Consider the following 22,014-nt stretch of genomic DNA (forward strand, 5'->3'; position numbering starts at 1 on the left):
CGGCAACCGCAACCGCAACCGCAACCGCAACCGCAACCGCAACCGCCTACTGCCTACCGCGGCCTTCCGCGCACCGTCAGCTGCGCCGACACATCGGCCATCAACGCGCTCAGCCAATCGACGTCGGTCGGCCGATCGGGTGCCGGATGCCGGAGCTGATAGCAGCGGATGCGCGGAAACGGCACGGGCGCCTCGGCGACGACGAGCGGCAGCAACCGCGCGTAGTGGATCGCGAAGCGGCGCGTCGTCGTGAAGATCAGATCCGATTGCAGCAGCACCTGCGGCACGAGCCCGAAGTACGGCAGCGTCGCGACGACGTGCCGCGCGATCCCCGCGCGCGCGAGGCCGATCTCGATCGCGTTGTGCCGTGCGCCGATGTACGGCGCGGGTGCGAGATGCGCGGCGTTCGCGTAGGCGTCGCGCGTGAGCGGCGCGTGCGCGAGCGGATGATCGCGCCGCATCAGGCAGACCACGGTGTCCGAGAACAGGTCCGCGCGCGCGAAGCGCGGGTCGGGCTTCGGCCAGTTGCCGATCACGAGATCGAGCGCGCCCGAATCGAGCGCGGCCGCGTGATCGAGCGACGGATTGAGCGAATCGATCTCGAGCCGCGCGTGCGGCGCCGCCGCGCGAAAGCGCGCGATCAGCGTCGGCATGAAGAAGTCGTTCAGATAATCGGGCGCGGCGATCCGGAACGTGCGGCGCGCGGTGTCGGGATCGAACGGCCCGTGCGGCGTCGCGACGAAGTCGACGTCGCGCAGCGCGCGCTCGGCGGCATCGAGGAGCGATGCGCCGTACTCGGTCGGCACCATGCCCGTCTTGCCGCGCACGAGGAGCGGGTCGCCGAGCGCGTCGCGCAGCTTGCGCAGCGCGGCGCTGATCGCGGGCTGGGTCTGGTTCAGGCGCAGCGCCGCTTGCGTCACGCTGCGCTCGACGAGCAGCGTGCGAAGCACGCGCACGAGCCGGATGTCGAGCGACGCGGTGCTGTCTTGATTCGATTGCATCTGCAGCGGGGAAGGCGGCGTCAGGCGCGGGCGCGGCGCATCGCGCGCCCGCGGCGCGCAAAGGCGGGCGATGTCATGCGAGTCCGGACGGCAGCGCGCTGATTCGCCTCACTTCGCTCGATTCGAGCCAGCTCGGCGTGCGCGCGCAATAAAGCACCATCGGCAGTGCGTCCTCGCCCCAGAAGAGCTGGTGGTTCAGCCAGAAGGTCGGCACGCCGAATACGCCGAGGGCGATCGCATCGTCGGTGTTGCGGCGTAGCTGCGAGACGGTTTCGTCCGACGTGAGCCGCTCGTCGTCGTGCGCGATGCCGACGCGGCCGCACAGTTCGGCGAAGTTGTCGGGCGCCGACGGATCGCGGCCCTCGCGCCAGACGAAGCGGAAGATCTCGTGAATCGCCTGGACGTCCGAGTCGAGCGCGATCGCGAGCAGCAGCAGGCGCGTCGAATCGAACGGATGCGCGGGCGGCATCTTGAACGGGATGCCGAGCTGCTCCGCGCGAAAGAGCGCGTGCCGATAGGTGAAGACGCGCTTCGTGGGCACGTCGGAGGCGGGGCGGTGGCCCCAGTGGCGATGCAGATCGGCGAGGGCCACCGGCGCGAGCGCGAACGCGATGCTGGGCCACTTGTCGTGCTGCTCCAGCAGCAGATACGAGAACGGCGACAGGAAGTCGTAGAACCATATCGGCTGGGAGGCGTCGAGGCCGACGGTCATGGAGTGTCTCCTGAGGAAAAGGACGCGACGCGCGGCCTCGTGATTGAATGTTACGCGGCGGCGCGGGCAAATGCAGCCGCCGCGACGGATTTTCGGCTCAAGCGTCGCCCGAGGTGGACGGGCCGGCGGGCAGCGCGTCGGCGGGTTTCGGCGTCGCGTGCGCATTCGCCGCGGCGGGCGACGACATATCGTGTTCGCGCGCGAGCAGCCGCTCGCGGACGAAGCCGATGTGCTCGCGCAGCACGTAGAACTGGCCCGCGTAGGCGAGCGGCATCTTCATCCGGTTGACCGATTCCTCGACGTCGTCGAGCTTGTCGAGCAGCACGACGCGCTCTTGCGCGGTGTGCTCGCCGAGCGCGCTGCGCTCGAGCGCGATGAGCGCGCCGTACCAGCGGTAGATCCGCGAGCGCACGCGCCAGCCGTACAGCGACGGCACGAGCCGCAGCCCCGGAATCAGCACGACGATGAGCGGCACGACGATGAAGAGCAGCCGGTCGACGAGGCTCGCGACCCAGAACGGCAGCTTCCGGTACAGGAACGTCTTGCCGGACTTGTAGTAGCGCGCGGCGTCGTCGGACAGCATGAAGCTGCTGTGCGTGACGGGCGACGGAAACTCGCCCGCGCGCTGCAGGATCGTCGCGCGGCCGTGCACTTCGCGCGCGGCCTCGACGAGGAGGTCGGACAGCGCGGGGTGCAGCGTGTCGCGCGCGATCAGCTCGACGGTCGGCGACAGCGTGTGGATGTCCGACGGCGGCAGGTTCGTGCCCGGATCGTAGACGCCCATCGGCAGCGTGATGTCGGTCAGGTACGGGAAGCGCCGCGTGTACGCCTCGGCTTGCGTAAACGAATAGAAATGCACGCCGGGCGAACGAAACAGCTTCGCCATCACGGGAATCTGCGTCGAGTCGCCGGACAGGAACGCGGCGTCGATCTTGCCTTCGATGAGCGCGCGCGCCGCGTCTTCGCCGGAGAGCGGCAGCAGCCCGGTCGCGCCGCCCGGCGCGATGCCGTTCATCTTGAGGAGCGCGAGGCCGAGTTCGTGCGCGCCCGCGCCCTCGGCGCCGAGCGCGAGCCGCTTGCCCTTGAGCTGCGACAGCCGCTCGATCCTGGGCCCGCGATAGAGGATCGCGAGCGGCACGTAGCCGACGCTGCCGAGCGAGACGAGATTCTCCTGCTTCGCCTTCTGCTCGATGCCGCTCTGGACGAAGCCGACGTCGACTTTTTGCGCCGGATCCGACAGCCGCGCGAGGTTTTCGGCCGAGCCCTCGGATTCGAGCACGTCGAGCGTCACGCCGTTCTTCGCGAGAATCTGCTTGTACCGCTGCGCGGCGCGCCAGTTCGTGCTGCCGGGCGGGCCCGCCGAGATCGTCAGCGACGTCGGCGGCGCGGGCTGGATCAGCGCGATCGCGAGCCAGATCGCGGCGATCGACAGCACGACGGTCGGCCCGATCGACATCGCGAGATCGCGCCACGACACCGCGACGAAGCGGGCGACGATGCGGTGCGGCCGGTGACGGCGAGGTTGGGCTGGCTTCATGAGACTGACGGCGGGGGGCTGTTCGCGGCGATGGTACCCGAGTTCGGCGCTGCTGCGGCAGTGCGGTGCGCCGCGCCGCAGCACGAGAACTTGGCGCGCGCGCGGACTGTGGATTACATTGTGCAGGGCCGTCGCGCGTTTGCGTTCAGCTGGCGAACGCAAACGCGCGGGTGCTGGCCGGCGCGGCTGCATCCGCCGCAACGGCCGCGCCGGCCGCCGCACGTCTTTCCGGCGCGGCGACGCAGCCCGGCGCGCGGTGGGTTCGGTTCCGGCCCGCCGCGCCGGTTCGCATCCGGCTCGCATCCGGCTCGATTCCCGGCCGGCGCTTTTCCCGCATCATCTCGCGCAGCCGCGATGCGGCGCCGCGCGACGACGCATCGCGGTCCGATTCGGACCGAGCATTGCCCGCAGTCGCGGTTCCCGTCGAAACCACCAGAATCAGGAGAACGCATGAAATCGATCGTAACGAAGGCAGTCGGAGGCATGATCGTCGCGGCGCTCGTCTGCGGCAACGCATTCGCGCAGGCGAGCGGCGCGGCGACCGAGTCGACCGACGCGAACGCGCCTGCCGCCACGCCGAACGCGTCGAAGGCCGCCGCGAAGACCGCGCGCCAGTCGAACCGCAAGCTCGGCTACGCGGTGCGCAAGGCGATCTCGAAGGTGAACGGCGTGAACGTGTCGAACGTCACGGTGCGTGCGAAGGGCGGCGTCGTGACGCTCGAGGGATCAGTGCCGGACGCGTCGCAGATCGACAAGGCGGTCGACGCCGCGAAGGGCGTGTCGGGCGTCGCGTCGGTCAACAACAAGCTGTCCGTGCAGCCGCAGTGAGGCGATGGACGGGCGGCGCAGCGACGCCGCCCGCCGCGCGCGCCGGCCGGGCTCGGGCTCGGCGCGCGCGGCTCGACGATCGAGCGATTCGAACCAACCAAGCAGACTGGGGGCGATGATGACGACGATCAGGGGCGGATCGAAGCGTGCGTCGATGCTGGCGCTCGCGTTCTTCGGCAGCGTGCTGCTTGGCGCATGCCACGGCAACGACAACGCGCAGGTGAACGTGCTGCCCGACTTCGTTTCGGGCAGCGTGCGCACGACGGCTTACGACGGCGTCAGCGACGATCTGCTGACGGCTGGACTCGGCAAGACAGGCTTGGGCGGCGACACGCGGCCCGGCTTCGCGAATCCGGCGCAGCCGAGCGCGGCGGAGCTGCGGCGTCTTGCGATCTACTCGAACTATCGCGCGCTCGTCGACATCACGGCGAACGGCGGCTACGGGCGCTTCTGGGGGCCGAACGTCGACCTCGCCGGCAATGACACGCTCGGCGAAGGCAAGATTCCCGGCACCGAATATCTCGCGTATTCCGACGACGGCAGCGGCCGCAAGAACGTCACGCTGCTCGTGCAGGTGCCGGCGAGCTTCGATCCGGCGAATCCGTGCATCGTGACGGCGACGGCGTCGGGCTCGCGCGGGGTGTACGGCGCGATCGCCGCGGCGGGCGAGTGGGGCCTGAAGCGCGGCTGCGCGGTCGCGTACAACGACAAGGGCGGCGGCAACGGCGCGCACGAGATCGGCACGGGCCTCGTCACGCTGATTGACGGCACGCTTGCGAGCGCATCGAGCGCCGGCAGCGCGAGCCTCTTCACCGCGAGCGAATCGAGCAGCACGCTCGCCGCGTTCAACAGCGCATTTGCGAACCGCTACGCGTACAAGCACGCGCATTCGCAGCAGAATCCCGAGCAGGATTGGGGACGCGTGACGTTGCAGGCGGTCGAGTTCGCGTACTGGGCGCTGAACGAGCAGTTCGGCCCCGTCGTCGACGGCACGCGCCACGGCATCCGCTATCGGCCGGGCGACATCACGACGATCGCCGCCTCGGTCAGCAACGGCGGCGGTTCGGCGCTTGCGGCGGCCGAGCAGGACACGCGCGGCTGGATCACCGCGGTCGTCGTCGGCGAGCCGCAGATCAACGTGCGATTGACGCCTGGCGTGACGGTCGAGCAGGGCGGCGCGCCCGTGCCGTCGTTCGGCCGGCCGCTCGCCGATTACGCGACGCTCGCGAACCTGCTGCAGCCGTGCGCGGCGGCGGCGAGCGCCGCGACGGGCGCGCCGTACCTCAGCGCGCTGCCGACGAGCGTCACGCAATCGATCCGGGTCCAGCGCTGCGCGACGCTCGCGGCGGCCGGGCTCGTCTCGGGCGCGGACACGCAGAGCCAGGCGAGCGACGCGCTTGCGCGACTGCACGCGGCCGGGTATCTCGCCGATTCCGACCTGCTGCAGGCGCCGATGTGGGATTCGCAGGCGATCCCGGCGATTGCGGTCACGTACGCGAACGCCTACACGCGATCGCGCGTCAGCGACAACCTGTGCAACTTCAGCTTCGCGACGACGAACCCGGCGACGGGCGCCGTCGCCGCGCCCGCCACGTCGCCGATGACGAACCTGTTCGGCGCGGGCAACGGGGTGCCGCCGACGAACGGGATCAACCTCGTGTTCAACGGCGTCGCGGGCGGCGTCGACCACCGGCTCGCGACGCCGGACGCGAGCTTTGCGGGCGCGCTGTGCCTGCGCCAGCTATGGACCGCGAGCCAGCTCGGCATCGCGGCGAACGTCGATGCGGTGCGCGTGAACGCGAACCTGCAGCACAAGCCGGCGATCATCGTGCATGGCCGCAGCGACGCGCTCGTGCCGGTCAATCACGCGTCGCGCGCGTACGTCGCGCAGAACAGCGCGACCGAGGGCGGCGCGAGCCAGCTGTCGTTCTACGAAGTGACGAACGGCCAGCACTTCGATGCGTTCCTGCCGGTGCCCGGCTTCGACACGCGCTTCGTGCCTGTTCACTACTATGACGAACAGGCGCTCAACCTGATGTGGGACCACCTGAAGAACGGCGCGCCGCTGCCGCCGTCGCAGGTGATCCGCACGGCGCCGCGCGGCGGCGCGCCGGGCGCCGCGCCCGCGCTGACGACGGCGAATCTGCCGCCGATCGTCCAGTCGCCGGGCACGAACGCGATCACGGTGAACGCGGGGGTGATCGACGTGCCGCTCTGACGCGCGACGCACGTTTTCTGTCGCGACGGCCGGCCCGCACGCACGTGCGGCCGGCCGTTTTCATTGGCCGATACGTATTCGCCGCATTGGCGCCATTCCCGGATTTCTCTGTAACAAATTCTTACTTTACGTTGCAGTCGGGCGCTTCTAATATGCGCCGGTATTTGCTCATATTTTTAAAAATTACATGTGACTAATATATTGCTGATTCGTTAAATAATCCTTTCAAAATCATTTTTGGTCTTCGAGAAATCGACCGGGATGACCGGCCGATGATTAATCGAAAATCGAATGAGGATTGTTTTCTTCGAAAAAATAATGCGTGCGGCAGCCTGGCTGCGCGCGGGGGCGGGCTTGTCTACTCGGAGCGCAGGGGGCGTCCCGCGCGATCGGCATCTCGATCGCCGATTTTATTCTGGAATTTATTCCAGTGCGTCAAGCCGGAAATTCGGGCAGGTAAATAATGCCATGTGCTAATGCTGCACATGGCGAAAATGCTCGGGGTGCGCGTCGCATAACGGTCGCATTCCTGGTGCGGAGCGTCGATGAAATCATCCGTTTCAATCGGCGGAATTTATCGTTCTATTCGAGAGGGCAATAATGAAGATACAGAAGTCCTTGAAAGACGGTTTCGCGCTCAGGTTGGGCAGGGCGGCACGGCCGGTCGCCGCTGCCGCCCTTGCCGCACTGCTTGTCGCCGCTTGCGGCGGCGATGACGGAGGTGGCGGCAGCCCGTCGCTCGCGGCCGCGAACGTCGCGAACACGGCGACGTCCGCGAACGCCACGACTGCCACCGACGCGACGAGCAACGCCGCGCTGCCGCCGGATCAGCCGTACCTCGACAACGACGTCTATGGCACCGGCCCGAACGACGCGGTGACGGATGCGACGGAAGGCGCATCGGTCGTGCACCGGCAGGTGAAGATCGGCGACCAGATCCTCACCTACACGGCGACGGCCGGCCACCTCGTGACGATCGACCCGATCACGTCGAAGCCGAATGCGAAGATGTTCTACGTCGCGTACACGCTCGACAATCCCGATCCGAAGAAGCCGCGCCCCGTCACGTTCTTCTACAACGGCGGCCCGGGCTCGTCGTCGGTCTACCTGCTGCTCGGCTCGTTCGGGCCGAAGCGCTTGCAGTCGTCGTTCCCGAACTTCACGCCGCCCGCGCCGTATCGGCTGCGCGATAACCCGGAGAGCCTCCTCGACCGCTCGGACCTCGTGTTCATCAACCCGGTCGGCACCGGCTATTCGGCCGCGATCGCACCGGCGAAGAACAAGGACTTCTGGAGCGTCGACCAGGACGCGCACTCGATCGACCGCTTCATCCAGCGCTACCTGACGAAGTACGCGCGCTGGAACTCGCCGAAGTTCCTGTTCGGCGAGTCGTACGGCACGGTGCGCAGCGCGGTCACGTCGTGGGTGCTGCATGAGGACGGCATCGAGCTCAACGGGGTCACGCTGCAGTCGTCGATCCTCGACTATGCGAACGCGGTGAGCGCGATCGGCATCTTCCCGACGCTCGCGGCCGATGCGTTCTACTGGAACAAGACGACCGTCAGCCCGAAACCGACCGATCTCGACGCGTACATGGTGCAGGCGCGCAGCTACGCGGACAACGTGCTCACGCCGCTCGCGCAGGCGCCGAATCCGCAGGACGGCGGCTTCGTCAACGTGCGGCTGAACCTGAACCTCGCGGCCGCGCAGCAGATGGGCGCGTACATCGGTACCGATGCCGTCTCGCTGATCCAGACGTTCGGCAATCCGGCCGCGCTCGGCAACGTGCCGTCGTCGGACGACAACCCGCCGTACACGTTCTTCCTGACGCTCGTGCCGGGCATCCAGATCGGCCAGTACGACGGACGCGCGAACTACACGGGCAAGGGCATCGCGCCGTACATCCTGCCGAACTCGGGCAGCAACGATCCGTCGATCAGCAACATCGGCGGCGCGTACACGGTGCTGTGGAACGACTACATCAACAACGACCTGAAGTACGTGTCGACGTCGTCGTTCGTCGATCTGAACGACCAGGTGTTCAACAACTGGGACTTCAGCCACACGGATCCGACGGGCGCGAATCGCGGCGGCGGCAATACGCTGTATACGGCGGGCGACCTCGCGGCGACGATGAGCCTGAACCCGGACCTCAAGGTGCTGTCGGCGAACGGCTACTTCGACGCGGTGACGCCGTTCCACCAGACCGAGCTCACGCTGCAGCAGATGCCGCTCGATCCGTCGCTCAAGGCGGCGAACCTGACCGTGAAGAACTATCCGTCCGGCCACATGATCTATCTGAACGATCACTCGCGGATCGCGATGAAGTCGGATCTCGCCACGTTCTACGACGGTGTCCTCGCGGATCGCACGGCGCTGCAACGCGTGCTGCTGCGCCAGCAGAAGGCGCTGCAGATGAAGCAACAGAAGCAACAGCAGGGGCAGTAATGCGGGGCTAGCTTGTTCCCGCCGGGCCGCCTGCCGTCGTCGCTCGACGGCGGCGGGCCCGGGTGTCGCGAACGGCGGCTTCGCGGCGATCTTCGCCTCGCGGGTGCAATGCGCTCGCGAGGCGTTTTTTTGGGGCGGTCGCCCGGCGGGTGGCGGGCCGCGTCGGAGCGTGGCGGGGACGAGGGCGAATGCGGCGCGCGAAACGTGCGTTCGGCGCGCGCGATGCGATCAGGACAGCACGAGCTTCGCGCCGACCGCGACGAGCGTCGTCGCGAGAATCCGGCGCAGCAGCCCTTCGGGCGCGCGCGCCGACAGATGGCTGCCGACGACGATGCCGGGCACCGAGCCGATCAGCAGCGACACCAGTATCGACCAGTCGACCGAACCGAGCATCCAGTGTCCGACGCCCGCGACGAGCGTGAGCGGAACCGCGTGTGCGATGTCGGAGCCGACGATGCGGGTCGTCGAGAGCGTCGGGTACAGCAGCAGCAGGACCGTCACGCCGATCGCGCCCGCGCCGACCGACGTCAGCGACACGAGCACGCCGAGCACGGCGCCCGTGAGCACGGTCGCGGCGAGCGTGCGCGCCGGGCTCGGCGGGAGCGCGCGCGTGCGCCGCGCGGCGAACGCGGCGAGCTGCGGGCGGAACAGCAGCGACAGCGACGTGAGCAGCAGCGCGGCGCCGAGCACGAACTGGATCATCCGGCTCGTTTCCTGCGAATGCATGCCGTGCGAATGCAGGAACCACAGCGTGACTGCGGCGGCGGGCACGCTGCCTGCCGCCAGGCGCCCGGTGATCCGCCATTCGACCGTGCCCTTGAGCCCGTGCACGAACGTGCCGGTCGCCTTCGTGAGCGCCGCGTACAGCAGATCGGTGCCGACAGCGGTCGCCGGATGGACGTTGAACAGGAGGACGAGGATCGGCGTCATCAGCGAGCCGCCGCCTACGCCCGTCAAGCCGACGAGAAAACCGACGAAGAGGCCGGACAGGGAATACAGCGGATCGATATGAAGCAACGGCATCGGCGGAGGGCGTTAGGCGTTTGAAAGCAACAGCGCGAAGTAAGTCTGCCATTGTCGCAAAACTCGCGGATCGATGCGGAAAAGCACAAAAAGATCGGGAAGGACTCGACGCGGGGCGTCGGGCAACCGCGAGCGGCCGCAACGGCCAAGCGCGCGATGCGCGAACGGGTGGGAAGAGGGGCGGCGGACGCGTGCCGCCGCCGGGTGATGCGGCCGGCGCCGGATCGCGAGCCGCGAGCGACGCGACGGTATCGCACGGTTGCTCGAGTCGGCGGCGAACGTGCGCGGCGCAACGCGCGGCCGCGCGGGTTGTCGAGAGCGACGCGCGCGGGCGATGCCGGTCGCGCGTCTGCGCCGCTCAATGCACGGCGCCGTGCGGTTCGGCTCCGGCGTTCGGCTGCGCACGGATGCGCAGCGCGATGCCGAAGCCCGCGGCCGCCGCGGCGAACACCGCGCCGCACGCGAACGCGACGTGATAGCCGCCGTTGAGCGCGATCGTCAGCGGCGCGTGCGCCGCGACGAGCGCGTCGGTGCGTGCGGATGCAAGGCTCGCGAGCACCGCGAGGCCGAGCGCGCCGCCCATCATGAACGACGTGTTGACGATGCCCGACGCAAGCCCCGAATCGCTCGGCGCGACGTCGCTCATCGCGGCGAGCAGCACCGGATTGAACGCGACGCCCGCGCCGACGCCCAACAGCGCCATGCCGGGCAGCACGTGCGCGACGAAGCCGCCGCCGGCGGGTGCGCGCGCGAACAGCGCGAGGCCGAGCGCGGCGACGAGGAGCCCGGCGGCGATCGGGCCGCGGATGCCGAAGCGCATCACGATCTTCGCGGACAGGCCAAGGGAGAACGCGGCCATGATGAGGTTCGCGGGCAGGAACGCGAGGCCGACCTCGAGCGGTCCGTAGCCGAGCACGCGCTGCATGTAGAGCGCGGACAGGAAGAACCATGCGAACATCGCGGCCGCCCACAGCACGCCGATCGCGTTCGCGACCGCGACATTGCGCTTCGCGACGAGCGAAAGCGGCATCAACGGATGCGCGACGCGCGCCTCGATCGCGACGAACGCCGCGAAGAGCGCGGCCGCGCCGCCAAGGAGCGAGATCGTCTGCATCGACAGCCAGCCGGCCTCGTTGCCGTTGACGACGCCATAGACGGCAAGCATCAGCGAAGCCGTGACGGTGAAGGCGCCGGCGACGTCGAGCCGCGCGTCGGGCGTCGGCGCGCGCACCTTCGGCAGCAGCGCGGCGGACAGCGCATGGACGGCGACGCCGATCGGCAGATTGACGAGGAAGATCCAGTGCCAGCTGAGCGTGCTCGTGAGGAGGCCGCCGAGCAGCACGCCGAGGCTGCCGCCGCCCGCGCAGACGAAGCCGTAGACGCCCATCGCCTTCGCGCGTTCGCCCGGCTCGGTGAAGAGATTCATGATGAGCGACAGCGCGACGGCCGACACGACCGCGCCGCCGAGTCCCTGCACCGCGCGCGCGGCGATCAGCACGGCCTGCGTCTGCGCGAGCCCGCACGCGAGCGACGCGAGCGTGAAGAGCGTCAAGCCGGCGAGGAACATCCGGCGATGGCCGTACAGGTCGCCGAGCCGGCCGCCCAACAGCAGGCAGCCGCCGAACGTCAGCATGTAGGCGTTCACGATCCAGACGAGCGCGGTTTCGGAGAAGTGCAGGTCCGCGCCGATCGACGGCAGCGCGACGTTGACGATCGTCGAGTCGAGCACGATCATCAGCACGCCCAGGCAGAGGACGACGAGCGCATACCAGCGCTTCGGGCCGTGCAGGCCATGAGTCATGGGCGATGCCTCCGAAGGGTGGGAGGCAGCATTGTAAGCGCGCCGTGACGCGTCTTCCTGCCGGTTGCTGACAGGCGGCTTCTCGTCGGCGTGCGGGCCGTGGCGACTCGCGCGGCCCGCACGCGGATGCTCACCGGCGGAACGTATCGACGGCCGTGCGGCCGACTGCGGGATCGTCGGTGAAGAAGCCGTCGATGCCCGCGCGCAGGTACGCCTGGATCTCGCGCACCGAACCCGCCGTGTTGCGCGCGCTCGGCGCGCCGCCGTCCTTCAGCGATGCCGGCAGGAAGTTGTTCTCCGGCCGGAACGTATACGGATGCACGAGCAGCCCCGCCTCGTGCGCATAGCGCACGTATTGAGTCGGCTGCTGCAGCGCGCCGTCGCTGCCGACCGGAATGATCGACGTCTTGTACGGCCCGACCGCGTTCGCATATGCCGCGATCTCGCGCATGCCGCGCCGCGTCGACAGATCGCCGTACGTGCGCGTGTCGCCCGCCTTCACGAAGTCGTACGGACGCTGCTTCGGCTCGTCCATCAGTTGCACGAGCTTCCAGTTCGGCTGGCTCGATCCGATCCGGTTGCGGATCGCCTTCAGGTTCGCGACTTCGAACGACTGGATATAGACGGTCGCGTCGCGCGCGGTGTACGCGTCCTTGCGCAGCGCGTCGACGAGGCGGGCCTCGAGCGGCAGGCCGATCGACTGGAAGTAGGTCGGATGCTTCGTCTCCGGATAGATGTGGATCGTGCGGCCGACCTGCGCGGACATCTGCTTCGCGAGCGCGACGATCTCGTCGAACGTCGGGATCTCGAACTGATCGTCGTACGCGGTGTTCGCCAGACGGTACTGCGGGATGCGCTCGCGCGCGCGCAGCGTCTTCAGCTCGGCGAGCGTGAAGTCCTCGGTGAACCAGCCGGTGAGCTGCGCGCCGTCGATCGTTTTCGTCGTCTTGCGGCTCGCGAACTGCGGCAGCGCCGACACGTTCGTCGTGCCCGAGATCTCGTTCTCGTGACGCGCGATGAGCACGCCGTCGCGCGTCGACACGAGGTCGGGCTCGATCACGTCCGCGCCGTCCTCGATCGCCTTCCGGTACGACGCGAGCGTGTGCTCGGGACGCAGCGCGCTCGCGCCGCGATGGCCGACCACCTGCACCTTTGCCGAGATCGGCTGCGTGTAGTCGGGGTCGTCGCCGCCGCAGGCGGCAAGCGCGAGCGTGGCGGCGCACGCGAGTGCGACGGGGGAGAAAGCGAACGAGCGCTTGAAGAACATGTCGTCGATCCTGTGAAACGAAACCAAGCCAAGGGGAAAGGGGATTAGTCGGCGGCGGGCGGTTCGCGTCCGCGCGCCCGAGCAGGTGACGCGCGCCCCGCGCGGCGGATGCCGGCCGGGATGCGATCGTCGCAGCGAATAATTACATATGTATTGCTTATTGCTGTCTATTTTTGTACGCCGCGCGGTGGCGACACTGTCGGGTGCCGCACGCTCGTCGCCGGGCATGCAGGTGGAAGGCGCGGCTGCCTGACGGCATGAAGAAATCGCCGAGGGCGGGCGCATGTGCGGAGAACCCGAGGCGCGGCGTCCCGATGTTCGCGACGATGCGAGACGAGACGAGACGATCGCTCGCTCGCTCGACCCTGCGTCAATGCTCGACGATCGCGACGACGCCGAGCGCGACGAAGAGCGCGCCCGCGAGATAGCGCCCGACGGTCATCGCCGCGCCGCCCGGCGCCGCGTTCTTGCGTAGCGGATGCGCGAGCGCGATGCAGATCAGGTCGGCGAGCGAGAACAGCAGGTTTGCGCATGCGCCGAGCAGGAAGAGCTGCCAGCCGACGTCGAGCGACGCGGACGGATCGACGAACTGCAGCAGGAACGACAGATAGAACAGCGCCGACTTCGGGTTCGACGCCTCGATGAGCGCGCTCGACGAGATCACGTTCTTCGGCACGGCGGACGGTGCGTCGCTGCCGTCGGGCCGCGTGCGGATGCGCTGGATGCCGAGCCAGATCAGATACGCGCCGCCCGCGACGCGCAGCGCGTGATAGAGCCACGGCGACGTGTCGAGCACGACGACCGCGCCGATCGCCACGGCGCAGATCTGGAAGAACGCGCCGAGATGGATGCCGAGCGCCGACAGCACGCCCGCGCGTCGGCCGTGCTGCAGCGTCAGCGAAACCGTTTGCAACAGCGCCGGGCCCGGGATGAAGCCGAAGCCGAGGCAGGTGACGATGAAGGCGAGAGTGGGGCTGACCGTCATGGAATGTCGCTCGTCGTGGAAACGCCGGATCGACTCGTCGGCAATGCGTCCAGGGCGAATCGGGCGGCGCGCGTTTCGACGGCGGTGCGCCGACGTTGTGCGCATTTCGACATACGGCATGCGCAACATGTGGCTCAATCTGCAGACGAAACGCCCGAAGCAGCGAGCTTAAAGCACGGCGGAGCCGCCGGGCAATCGAAAGATGGGGCCGAGCGCCGGCATGCGGCGGCCGGCGCGGTACGCGCAGTTCGTGCGCCGGAGAGACGCCGCGCGCCGAGGCTCAGACCTGCTTGTAGACGAACGTCGTCGCGCACGGCGCGCCGTGCGGCATCAGCGCGTACTGCGGGACGACGCCGACGCGCTGCCATCCCGCGCGCTGATAAAGCCGCTGCGCGTCGCCGCCCGTCACGGTGTCGAGCACGAGGAGGGTCTTGCCGGCCGCGCGCGACATTGTCGAGCACGGTGAGCAAGCGCTGCGCGATACCGCGTCGCCGCGCAGCGCGATGCGCGAGCATCTTCGCGACGTCCGCGCGATGCGGCTGGTTTTCCGGCAAGCGCGCGATCATCTGCACGGTGCCGACGATGCGGCCGCCGGCGTCGTCGGCGTCTTCGGCGACGAGCCGCGTGCGATCGCCGCACGCAACGCTCTCGCGACGTCGCGCCGGAATGCACGCGCCTTGCCCGTCCGATGCGATGCGCCGGCAGGACGAAGCGCCGCTCCGGCGCGGCGCATTCGACGCGCTGCGTTATTTCGCGTCTTCGATGCGGATCGTTCCCTTCAGGTGCTGAAACTCACCGTTGCGATGCGCGATGTTCGTATGGACGACGCCGTTCTCGAAATCCTCGACGTGCACGACGTTGTCGCCGCTCTTCGGCTCGTGCCAGTAGACCATGAACACCTGCGGCCGGATCTGCGTCGCCTTGTATTCGACGGTGTCGGTCGCGCCTTGGTACTGGCCGGACGTGCCGACGAACGTCATCGTGTGGTCGTCCCTGAAGTCGAGGCGAAAGCCGATGTCGCCGAACTGCACGAGCGCCTTCTTGCCCGCGGCCGGGAATGCGGACGCCGTGCCGACGACGGGCCACTGCATCTCGCCCTTGATGACCTTCGCACTCATCTCGAGCGACGACGCGTCGGCGAGGTTCGGATAACGCGCCTTCATCGCGGCGATCAGTTCTGCGGAATTTCTCGCTTTCGCAGCTTCCGTTTCGAACGCGACCAGGTAGTCGCGCGTGAACTTCACCGATGCGGGCGTGTATGGCTCGCTGCCGTCCGGATTAGCGAGGTAGTGGCCGGGCACGACGCGCTTCGGATGAAGCGCCGCGATCCGGTCGAGTGTCTTGATCCAGTTGCGGCGCGATTCCGGCGTCTGCGTATCGGCGATCCACACATGGATGTTCGCTGCGACCGGAATGCCGCCGACGATCGCGTGCGCGGACGGGATCGACACGAACGTGCGATCGGGCGACGGGCCGTCGAGGCCGACGATGCGCAGCTCGTGGCCGTCGAGCGTCAGCTTGTCGCCTTTGAGCGGTTGCGGCACGACGAGCGAACGCGGCGCATTGTCCTTCAGGATCGGCCCCCAGTACGCGAGCTTGTCGTCCTTGTTCGCCCGGATCGCGGCGACCGTCTGCGGCGTCGCGACGATCTTCGCGTCCGGGAAGGCAGCCTTGATCGTGTCGAGTCCGAAGTAATAGTCCGGATCGCTGTGGCTCACGTAGACGAGCTTGAGCGGCTTGCCGGTCGCCTTGATTTTGTTGACGAGCGCCTCGGCGTCGTTGCGCTGGAACTGCGCGTCGATGAGGATCGTGCCGGTCTTGCCGGTGACGATCTCTGACGAGACCGGGAAAAGGCTCTTTTCGCCGGGGTTGTAGACGTCGATCTGAAGCGGCGCGCCGGCGCCTGCCGCATGAGCGAGGCTCGCGCCGAACATCGAGGCGGCTGCGGCGGCGAGCGCCACGAGAGAGCGTAAGAACATGAAGGATTCCCTGAGAGTCTTGGTGTTGTAAATGCGACGCCCGAGCAAGCGATGCGGCGTCGTCGAGGCAGGACGGTATCGTCGGGCCGGTATCTGGGTGCGTCACCTCGCTTTGAAAGTTAGTAAAACGAATCGACGGATCGACGCGCGAACGGCGATATTACCGGTTCCTTCGGAGCATGGATGTCGCGCGTCGACGCGCACGGCGACACGGAAATGGACCGCCGCGCAAACGGTGCTAGTATCTGCAATACAGGTGGTTACCAGAAGAAACTATAGACTGGATGGCAACGATGGGGAAGAACGCACCAAAAGGTGAGCAGATTACCGAGAGGAAACCTTCGCTTCTCGACGTGCCGCGCAAGGGCAACGTGTACGCGTCGGAATGTCCGACGCGGCTCGTGCTCGATCGCATCGCGGACAAATGGACCGTCCTGATCCTGGCGCTGCTTTCGCATGAGCCGCTGCGTTTCAATGCGCTGCTGCGGCATGTCGAGGGCCTGTCGCAGAAAGTGTTGTCGCAAACGCTCAAGCGGCTCGAGCGGGACGGGCTCGTTGCGCGCACCGTCTACGCGACGGTGCCGGTGTCGGTCGAATATGCACTCACGCCGCTCGGACATACGCTCGCGCGTTCGATCTCGCCGATCATCGTGTGGGCGGAAACGCACTTCGATGCCGTGCTCGATGCGCGGACGGCCTACGACGCCCGGCAGGGTAACGTGAGCGCTTGACCGATCGCGAGCGTTCAATCGGGAGAAATCGGCATCGCGCAATATCGAGAAAATAAATGCTGGCGCGATGTGATTTTTTATTCTCGACTGACGCTTTTTCAAGCGAATCGAATCATTGCCATTGTTTCCTCTGCCGTGCGAAACGAGCGAAAAGCAAGGAAAGGGTTGCTTTGGTGCGCCGCGTCATTCATCATACTTGAGAGAAAGCGACGCGAAAGCTGTTCGATCGGAATTTGACATTGCCTGGTATGACGTTTGAAACAACGTTGAGAGCACTGAACGGTCGAGGTTTGATCAGGCTCGGATGTTTGGAACCATGTGTCGGTTTACATACTCCATTCATCGGATCATAGTCATGGCAAATAAAGCAGCACGATAACTACGAGCGTACTTACGGAGACCGAGGATGATGCGCACATACGAGGGGTCAGCGGAGCAGCCGTTTTTTCAAATTCCCGTACGGGCAGTCGTCACGCGCATTGCTTTCCTGCGCCATCGCATCGCTAATTAGCCGTCGATTTTCATTCAATTTTCGCTTGAGCGCGCCGCATTATCATGCCGCGCCGCGAATCGGCGCGCGCATCGAATCCTGTGAGCCGAATTCGCATTGACCGCATGCTCGCGGCCAAGCGTCCAGAATCGCCGCGTCGCCTGTCGGAGACGCCGAGATACCAACCAGCCGGCGAGCGATGAGGCCACGTCGGACGAGACCGGGTTGGACCAAAAAGGAGGGGTGATGCTTTGTATTCCTAATCTTCGCGCGACCGTGCTGTCGTGTGTGGTTGTCGCGATGCCATTCTTCGCTGGCTGCGGCGGCGGGGACGATCCCGGCCCGATTCAGGTCGGGCAATGTTCGGGCAGCTCGTGCCCGCCGAGCGGACCGAGCACGACGCCGCCCACGGTGACGAAGCTGTGCCCCGATGCCCTCGATTACTCGACGACGTACACGGGCGGTTCGGGCAGCGGCGAATACGTGAAGGTCAAGTTCGATACGACGAAGAAGACCTATCAGATGCAATTCATCGCGTCGTCGGTGCCGACGTCCGCGGGGCAGATCAACAACACGCGCGCCGGCCTCACGATCAACGGCACGTTCCACAACGCGACCGGTCTGCCGACCGCCGAGCAGAACCGTTGCGCGTTCGTGCTCGACAATGGCGCGACGAGCGATGGCGCGTACTCGGTGACGATCAATCGCGCCGATCCGCCGATGCTGTTCGTCGGCATGGGCGTCGTGGGCGGCGGGATTCCCGGTGCGACGATCGCGTTCTCCGGCCTGGAACTGTTTCCGGGCTTGACGATCGGCACGGTGCCGTCGCGCGCCTTCGATTTCTATCCGTTCATCGGCTTTACGGACACCGAAACGGACTTCGCGAAAGTGGCCGGCGTCTACAACGAGGTCGGCGTGCACCTGCAGCCGACGGGCACGTCGTTCCAGACGGCTGCGCCGCAAGGCTGGCAGCCGGACGTCGTGAACTGGACCCAGACGCTCAATGCGGACGGTTCGTGCACGATCACGCCGGGCAGCGACTACTCGTGCCGCACGACCGGCACACCCTGGACGCTGCGGACGAACGCGGACGGCTCGCCCGACAACGTGTTCGTGAGTCATCCGCAACCGAGTCAGCCGTATCCGTCCGCGGGGCAGGGCCAGCCGCTCGTGATCCTGACGCCGAGCCAGGCGCAAGGCGTGATGATCGTCGGCAAGCTCAACGGCCAACTCGTGCCCGTCGTCATTCGTGTCGGCTACGCGAACGTCGACGCGAGCAATCCGCTCGGATCGGTAGCGGACGCGGAAATCGGCATCTCGGTGCTCGCGCCCGTTACGGCGATAGCCGCGAATTCGCTGCAAGGCGGCTACATCGGCGCGACGAGCGCAGTTGCGTGCGGCGTCGTGAGCTTCAGCGGCACTTCGAACGCGCCCGCCAACAGCGGCCCGGCATTCGACAACACTGTGCCTCATCCGGAACTGCCCGGCACGTATCACGACGGGTTCTTCTACCCGTCCGCCGGCAACTGCACGGACGGCTCGGCCGTGTCGACGCTCGCGGCGAACTATACGTCGACGCTGTTCCAGGGCGCGACCGCGGCATTCCTGGATCCGATGACGTCTTCGGTGAGCTCGCAGTTCTCGCTCGACTACACGCAGGCGACGCCCGGCAAGATCAAGGTGACGGCGACGCGCGACTTCAATGCGCAAGGCAGCGCGGGTACGGTCGCGATCTTCAGGAAAGGCGACTACGGCTGGCTCATCAAGGTCGGCAACGTGTACGGGATGGTCGTCAACAACAGCCAGTACAACCCGTTCTTCACGGTCGGCGCGTTCGTTCAGTAACGGATGACATCGCGGCGGCGCGCAGCGCGCCGCCGCAGACTTCACGATATCGAGGATTCCTATGTATTGGAGAAAATCGCTGGCCGCTGCCGTATCGGCTTCCGTCCTGACCGCCTGCGGCGGCGGCGATGATCCGCCGCCCGCGCCCGTCGTTCGGCTCTGTCCGAAGACCATCGATTACAGCACCGTGTTTACGGGGGGCTCCGGCTCCGGTGAGCTCGTTCGTGTGCAGCTCGACACGACGAAGATGACGTTTCAGGTCACATATCTCGCGTCGCCGGTGCCGGCGGCGGCGGGCACCGTGCAGCCGACGCGCGATACGCCGCCCAACAACGTCGTGACCGGGACGCTGACGGACGAGACGGGTCTTCCGACCGAGAAGCTCAACCAGTGCACGTTCCGGCTGAACAACGCGAGCCTCGATCCGAACCGCCCGGCGCGCGTGTTTCTCGGCGAGGGCGTGCTGGGCGGCGCGATTCCCGGCGCGACGATCGAGTTCGACGGCGTGATCGGCGTCGGCCGGATTCCGAAGACGACGTTCCCGTACTATCCGTTCATCAGCTTCTCCGATCAGGAGACCGATCTTTCGAAGATCGCGGGCAACTACAACCAGCTCGGCTATCACCAGGTGCCGTCGCAGAACTTCATGCAAGCGGCGGTCGACGCGAAGGTCACGATCAATGCGGACGGTACGTACGTCGAGACCGACAACTTCGGCAGGAAGAACGGCGGGCAGCCGCTCGCGTCGAGCGCGACCGCCAATCAGAAGCTGACGCTGCGCGCCGATGCACCGGTGTTCGAGTCGCTCAACTATCAGCCGCAGATCCCGGCGACGCTGCCGTCGCTGGACCCGACGAAGGCGGGCAAGGGCATTCTGATCGTCGGCAAGCTGCGCAACCAGCTGGTGCCCATCTTCATTCGCACCGGCGCGGCGAATTCCGATCTGACGCAAGGCGCGCCCGTCGCGGACGACGAATCCGGGATCTCGATGCTGAGTCCGCAGCAGGCGATCGCCTTGGGTTCGCAGGACGGCGAATACACGGGCGTCGACAGCCTGTTCGATTATCGCGCGACTGCGCTCGTCGGCACGCAGGCGACGCTGCTCGATCCGTTCCATGCGTCGCAGGTCGCGCTCACGCGCGCGCTCAATCTCGACTACACGCAGGCCGTGCCGGGCGTCGTCACGACGGTCCAGACGAATGCGGCGTCGGGACCGTCCACCGGCAAGTTCATCTTCACGGGCGGCGTATTCGGTTTCCTCGACATGAGCGACGTCAACAACCCGTACTTCACGGTGGGCGCGTTCGTGCAGTGAGCGTCGCGCGGAACAGGAGACACACGGCGATGCGCGGCCCGCGGGCCCGCGTCGCCCGATCGGAGTATCAGGAGACTTCATGAAGAAGCTGATTGCCGCGTGCATCGTTGCAGGTGCATCGACGGGCGCTTTCGCGCAGCAGGCGGGCGACACGGTCGCGACGCTCGGCTGGCTCCACGTGATGCCGCAGGATTCGAGCAACGGCCTCACCACCAACGTCGTCAATTCGCCGATCAACGGCCCGCTGCGGCTGCCCGGCTCGTTCACGTCGCCGGGCACGAGCCTGACGGTCAACAACGCGGACACGGTGGGCCTCACGTTCACGTACTTCTTCACCGACCACATCGCGGTGACGTCCGTGCTCGGGATTCCGCCGGAGTTCGCGCTGACGGGCCACGGCGTCATCAAGCCGCCTGGTCCGTCGGGCTCGCTCGGCAGCGTCGATCTCGGCAATCCGGCGAATCAGCCTGCCGTGAAAAACGCGCGGCAGTGGAGTCCGACGATCATCCTGAACTACTACTTCAATTCGCCGACGGCGAAGTTCCGGCCGTTCGTCGGCATCGGCATCGCATATAGCTGGTTCTCGAACATCGAGCTCAACGGCAATTTCGCGAAGGACGTCAACGACAACCTCGGCAGCGTGCTCGCAGCGGGCGCCGGCAAGCCGGGGCCGACGTCGGTCGAGGGGAAGGCGTCGTCGTCGTTCACGCCGGTCTACAACATCGGCGCGAGCTATGCGTTCGCCAAGCGCTGGGCGCTGACGGCGACGCTGTCGTACATGCCGCTCAAGACGTACTCGTCGCTCGTCATCAAGGCTGCCGACGGCACGACGCTCGCGACGACGCGCACGAAGCTGAAGGCCGATCCGCTCATCACGTTCGTCGGGATCTCTTACAAGTTCTGAGCCACGGGCGCGCGGCGTCGGCGCCCGGGCTTCCTGTGACCGAGCGGGCGAGATCGATCGGCCGCGACGTCACGCTACCGGCGGCAAGCCGCCATTCGTCAAGTGAGGCAGACTCATGCGTAACCGTAAATTTGTTCCGTTCGTTGTCGCGTTGGCATTCGCAGCGGCCGCAGCTACGCCAGCGCTCGCCGTCACCGTAACCCGCGTCGACGGCCAGCCGATGAATCCGAACGGCGAGCCGTTCTCGGCGACGTCGTCTCCCAACGAAACGCTGCTGTCCAAGGGATCGATCACCGCGAACTGCGTCGCGACGTTCAACGGCACGATCACGTCGGCGGGCGTCGTCAACATCACGTCGACGACGTTTGCCGGCAGCAACAGCCTGTGCGGCCTCATCAAGGGCAGCGCGAGCGGCCTGAACCCATGGACCGGCCAGGCCGACAGCGCGACTCAACTGACGATCAACAACGCGCAGGTCAACGTGACGCTGCTCGGCCAGTGCGGTCCGAGCAAGGTGGTGACGTCGTGGAACGACGTGAATTCGTCGATCACCTTCAGCAACGCCGTGCTGGCGCCGGACTGCAAGGTGACGGGGACGGTCGTGACGTCGCCGAAGTTCCGCGTCCAGTAATTCGCGTTCGTCACGTTTTTGCCGTGCGGCGGCTCGTCGATCATGAGCCGCTGCGCGTGTATCGCGTGAACGTGGCCGCCAGGAGCCGCCGCGTTCGCAAGACGACGAGTGACTGGAAGTTCGCCTGACGTCAGGGCAGCCGCGCATGCCATGGTGCCGGGATGCGCGGCCCGGCGAGCACTGCGATCGCGCTGAGGGGCAAGCGCGTGGGGCCGCGGTGCGCGCCGTGCGATGCGTGCGAAGGTTGCGCGCGAGGCGCGCGAGACGAGCGCGAAGGCGGGGCGGCCGTCGTGCGGACG

The 22,014-nt window shown here is 66.9% G+C and carries 16 protein-coding genes and 1 pseudogene; 8 read left to right on the plus strand and 9 right to left on the minus strand.

Going from position 1 to position 22,014, the window contains the following annotated elements; all coding sequences use genetic code 11:
• Positions 1-53: 53 nt before the first annotated feature.
• The 3 genes from WS62_RS07855 to WS62_RS07865 all read right to left on the minus strand — a co-directional run bounded on the left by WS62_RS07855 (position 54) and on the right by WS62_RS07865 (position 3,250).
• Positions 54-1,001, minus strand: a complete 948-nt coding sequence (locus WS62_RS07855; protein WP_066569784.1) for a LysR family transcriptional regulator — start codon at positions 999-1,001, stop codon at positions 54-56.
• 73 nt (positions 1,002-1,074) lie between these two features.
• Positions 1,075-1,713 carry a 2-hydroxychromene-2-carboxylate isomerase gene (locus WS62_RS07860; RefSeq protein WP_066569785.1) on the minus strand — a complete coding sequence of 213 codons (639 nt, stop codon included), beginning with the start codon at positions 1,711-1,713 and terminating at the stop codon, positions 1,075-1,077.
• Between the two features lie 97 nt (positions 1,714-1,810).
• Entirely contained in the window at positions 1,811-3,250 is a 1,440-nt protein-coding gene (locus tag WS62_RS07865) for a TAXI family TRAP transporter solute-binding subunit (protein WP_066569787.1), read from the minus strand.
• A gap of 450 nt (positions 3,251-3,700) precedes the next feature.
• Here WS62_RS07865 and WS62_RS07875 point away from each other — a divergent pair, with 450 nt between their 5' ends.
• From WS62_RS07875 to WS62_RS07885, 3 genes are all read left to right on the plus strand, one after another.
• Positions 3,701-4,078 carry a BON domain-containing protein gene (locus tag WS62_RS07875; protein ID WP_066487057.1) on the plus strand — a complete coding sequence of 126 codons (378 nt, stop codon included), beginning with the start codon at positions 3,701-3,703 and terminating at the stop codon, positions 4,076-4,078.
• 118 nt (positions 4,079-4,196) lie between these two features.
• On the plus strand, positions 4,197-6,296 hold the full coding sequence (locus WS62_RS07880; protein ID WP_066570007.1) for a D-(-)-3-hydroxybutyrate oligomer hydrolase: 2,100 nt from the start codon (positions 4,197-4,199) through the stop codon (positions 6,294-6,296).
• A gap of 600 nt (positions 6,297-6,896) precedes the next feature.
• Entirely contained in the window at positions 6,897-8,744 is a 1,848-nt protein-coding gene (locus WS62_RS07885) for a S10 family peptidase (protein WP_066569791.1), read from the plus strand.
• A 228-nt stretch (positions 8,745-8,972) separates the two neighbouring features.
• Here the strand turns inward: WS62_RS07885 and WS62_RS07890 are convergent, their stop codons facing one another.
• The 6 genes and pseudogenes from WS62_RS07890 to WS62_RS07915 form a co-directional block, all read right to left on the minus strand.
• A complete protein-coding gene (locus tag WS62_RS07890) occupies positions 8,973-9,767 on the minus strand; it encodes a sulfite exporter TauE/SafE family protein (protein ID WP_066487053.1) in 795 nt (264 codons plus the stop codon).
• Positions 9,768-10,125: 358 nt separating this feature from the next.
• Entirely contained in the window at positions 10,126-11,568 is a 1,443-nt protein-coding gene (locus tag WS62_RS07895) for a DHA2 family efflux MFS transporter permease subunit (RefSeq protein ID WP_066569793.1), read from the minus strand.
• 130 nt (positions 11,569-11,698) lie between these two features.
• The gene (locus WS62_RS07900; protein WP_066569795.1) at positions 11,699-12,835 is read right to left on the minus strand and encodes a glycerophosphodiester phosphodiesterase; all 1,137 of its coding nucleotides are present in this window, start codon (positions 12,833-12,835) and stop codon (positions 11,699-11,701) included.
• A gap of 370 nt (positions 12,836-13,205) precedes the next feature.
• Positions 13,206-13,820, minus strand: coding sequence for a LysE family translocator (locus tag WS62_RS07905; RefSeq protein ID WP_066570009.1), 615 nt, complete (start codon positions 13,818-13,820; stop codon positions 13,206-13,208).
• Positions 13,821-14,100: 280 nt separating this feature from the next.
• A pseudogene (locus WS62_RS07910) lies at positions 14,101-14,499 on the minus strand (GNAT family N-acetyltransferase); the annotation flags it as partial.
• Positions 14,500-14,566: 67 nt separating this feature from the next.
• Positions 14,567-15,799 carry a MoaF-related domain-containing protein gene (locus WS62_RS07915; RefSeq protein WP_082720789.1) on the minus strand — a complete coding sequence of 411 codons (1,233 nt, stop codon included), beginning with the start codon at positions 15,797-15,799 and terminating at the stop codon, positions 14,567-14,569.
• 284 nt (positions 15,800-16,083) lie between these two features.
• On the opposite strand from WS62_RS07915, the gene WS62_RS07920 reads away from it, so the two are divergent.
• The 5 genes from WS62_RS07920 (at position 16,084) to WS62_RS07940 (ending at position 21,715) form a co-directional block, all read left to right on the plus strand.
• Complete coding sequence (locus tag WS62_RS07920; RefSeq protein ID WP_082720790.1) at positions 16,084-16,530, plus strand: winged helix-turn-helix transcriptional regulator; 447 nt, start codon at positions 16,084-16,086, stop codon at positions 16,528-16,530.
• A 736-nt stretch (positions 16,531-17,266) separates the two neighbouring features.
• Complete coding sequence (locus tag WS62_RS07925) at positions 17,267-18,865, plus strand: DUF2957 domain-containing protein (protein ID WP_066569800.1); 1,599 nt, start codon at positions 17,267-17,269, stop codon at positions 18,863-18,865.
• A gap of 61 nt (positions 18,866-18,926) precedes the next feature.
• Positions 18,927-20,180 (plus strand): DUF2957 domain-containing protein, encoded by a 1,254-nt coding sequence (locus WS62_RS07930; protein WP_066569803.1) that lies wholly within the window; start codon positions 18,927-18,929, stop codon positions 20,178-20,180.
• Positions 20,181-20,259: 79 nt separating this feature from the next.
• Positions 20,260-21,084: an OmpW/AlkL family protein gene (locus WS62_RS07935; RefSeq protein WP_066569810.1), complete on the plus strand. Its 825-nt coding sequence runs from the start codon at positions 20,260-20,262 to the stop codon at positions 21,082-21,084.
• Positions 21,085-21,199: 115 nt separating this feature from the next.
• Entirely contained in the window at positions 21,200-21,715 is a 516-nt protein-coding gene (locus WS62_RS07940; protein ID WP_066569815.1) for an activator protein, read from the plus strand.
• The last annotated feature ends 299 nt before the right edge of the window (positions 21,716-22,014 follow it).

Origin of the sequence: Burkholderia sp. ABCPW 14 (assembly GCF_001523835.1) — a bacterium.
Classification (GTDB): Bacteria; Pseudomonadota; Gammaproteobacteria; order Burkholderiales; family Burkholderiaceae; genus Burkholderia; species Burkholderia mayonis.

Excerpts from the sequence above, each read along its gene's own strand:
- WS62_RS07940 (WP_066569815.1), top strand. The coding sequence starts at position 21,200 with ATGCGTAACCGTAAATTTGTTCCGTTCGTTGTCGCGTTGGCATTCGCA.
- WS62_RS07930 (WP_066569803.1), top strand. The coding sequence starts at position 18,927 with ATGTATTGGAGAAAATCGCTGGCCGCTGCCGTATCGGCTTCCGTCCTG.
- WS62_RS07900 (WP_066569795.1), bottom strand. The coding sequence starts at position 12,835 with ATGTTCTTCAAGCGCTCGTTCGCTTTCTCCCCCGTCGCACTCGCGTGC.
- WS62_RS07915 (WP_082720789.1), bottom strand. The coding sequence starts at position 15,799 with ATGTTCTTACGCTCTCTCGTGGCGCTCGCCGCCGCAGCCGCCTCGATG.
- WS62_RS07855 (WP_066569784.1), bottom strand. The coding sequence starts at position 1,001 with ATGCAATCGAATCAAGACAGCACCGCGTCGCTCGACATCCGGCTCGTG.
- WS62_RS07865 (WP_066569787.1), bottom strand. The coding sequence starts at position 3,250 with ATGAAGCCAGCCCAACCTCGCCGTCACCGGCCGCACCGCATCGTCGCC.
- WS62_RS07880 (WP_066570007.1), top strand. The coding sequence starts at position 4,197 with ATGACGACGATCAGGGGCGGATCGAAGCGTGCGTCGATGCTGGCGCTC.
- WS62_RS07875 (WP_066487057.1), top strand. The coding sequence starts at position 3,701 with ATGAAATCGATCGTAACGAAGGCAGTCGGAGGCATGATCGTCGCGGCG.
- WS62_RS07885 (WP_066569791.1), top strand. The coding sequence starts at position 6,897 with ATGAAGATACAGAAGTCCTTGAAAGACGGTTTCGCGCTCAGGTTGGGC.
- WS62_RS07920 (WP_082720790.1), top strand. The coding sequence starts at position 16,084 with ATGGCAACGATGGGGAAGAACGCACCAAAAGGTGAGCAGATTACCGAG.
- WS62_RS07925 (WP_066569800.1), top strand. The coding sequence starts at position 17,267 with ATGCTTTGTATTCCTAATCTTCGCGCGACCGTGCTGTCGTGTGTGGTT.
- WS62_RS07860 (WP_066569785.1), bottom strand. The coding sequence starts at position 1,713 with ATGACCGTCGGCCTCGACGCCTCCCAGCCGATATGGTTCTACGACTTC.
- WS62_RS07935 (WP_066569810.1), top strand. The coding sequence starts at position 20,260 with ATGAAGAAGCTGATTGCCGCGTGCATCGTTGCAGGTGCATCGACGGGC.
- WS62_RS07905 (WP_066570009.1), bottom strand. The coding sequence starts at position 13,820 with ATGACGGTCAGCCCCACTCTCGCCTTCATCGTCACCTGCCTCGGCTTC.
- WS62_RS07890 (WP_066487053.1), bottom strand. The coding sequence starts at position 9,767 with ATGCCGTTGCTTCATATCGATCCGCTGTATTCCCTGTCCGGCCTCTTC.
- WS62_RS07895 (WP_066569793.1), bottom strand. The coding sequence starts at position 11,568 with ATGACTCATGGCCTGCACGGCCCGAAGCGCTGGTATGCGCTCGTCGTC.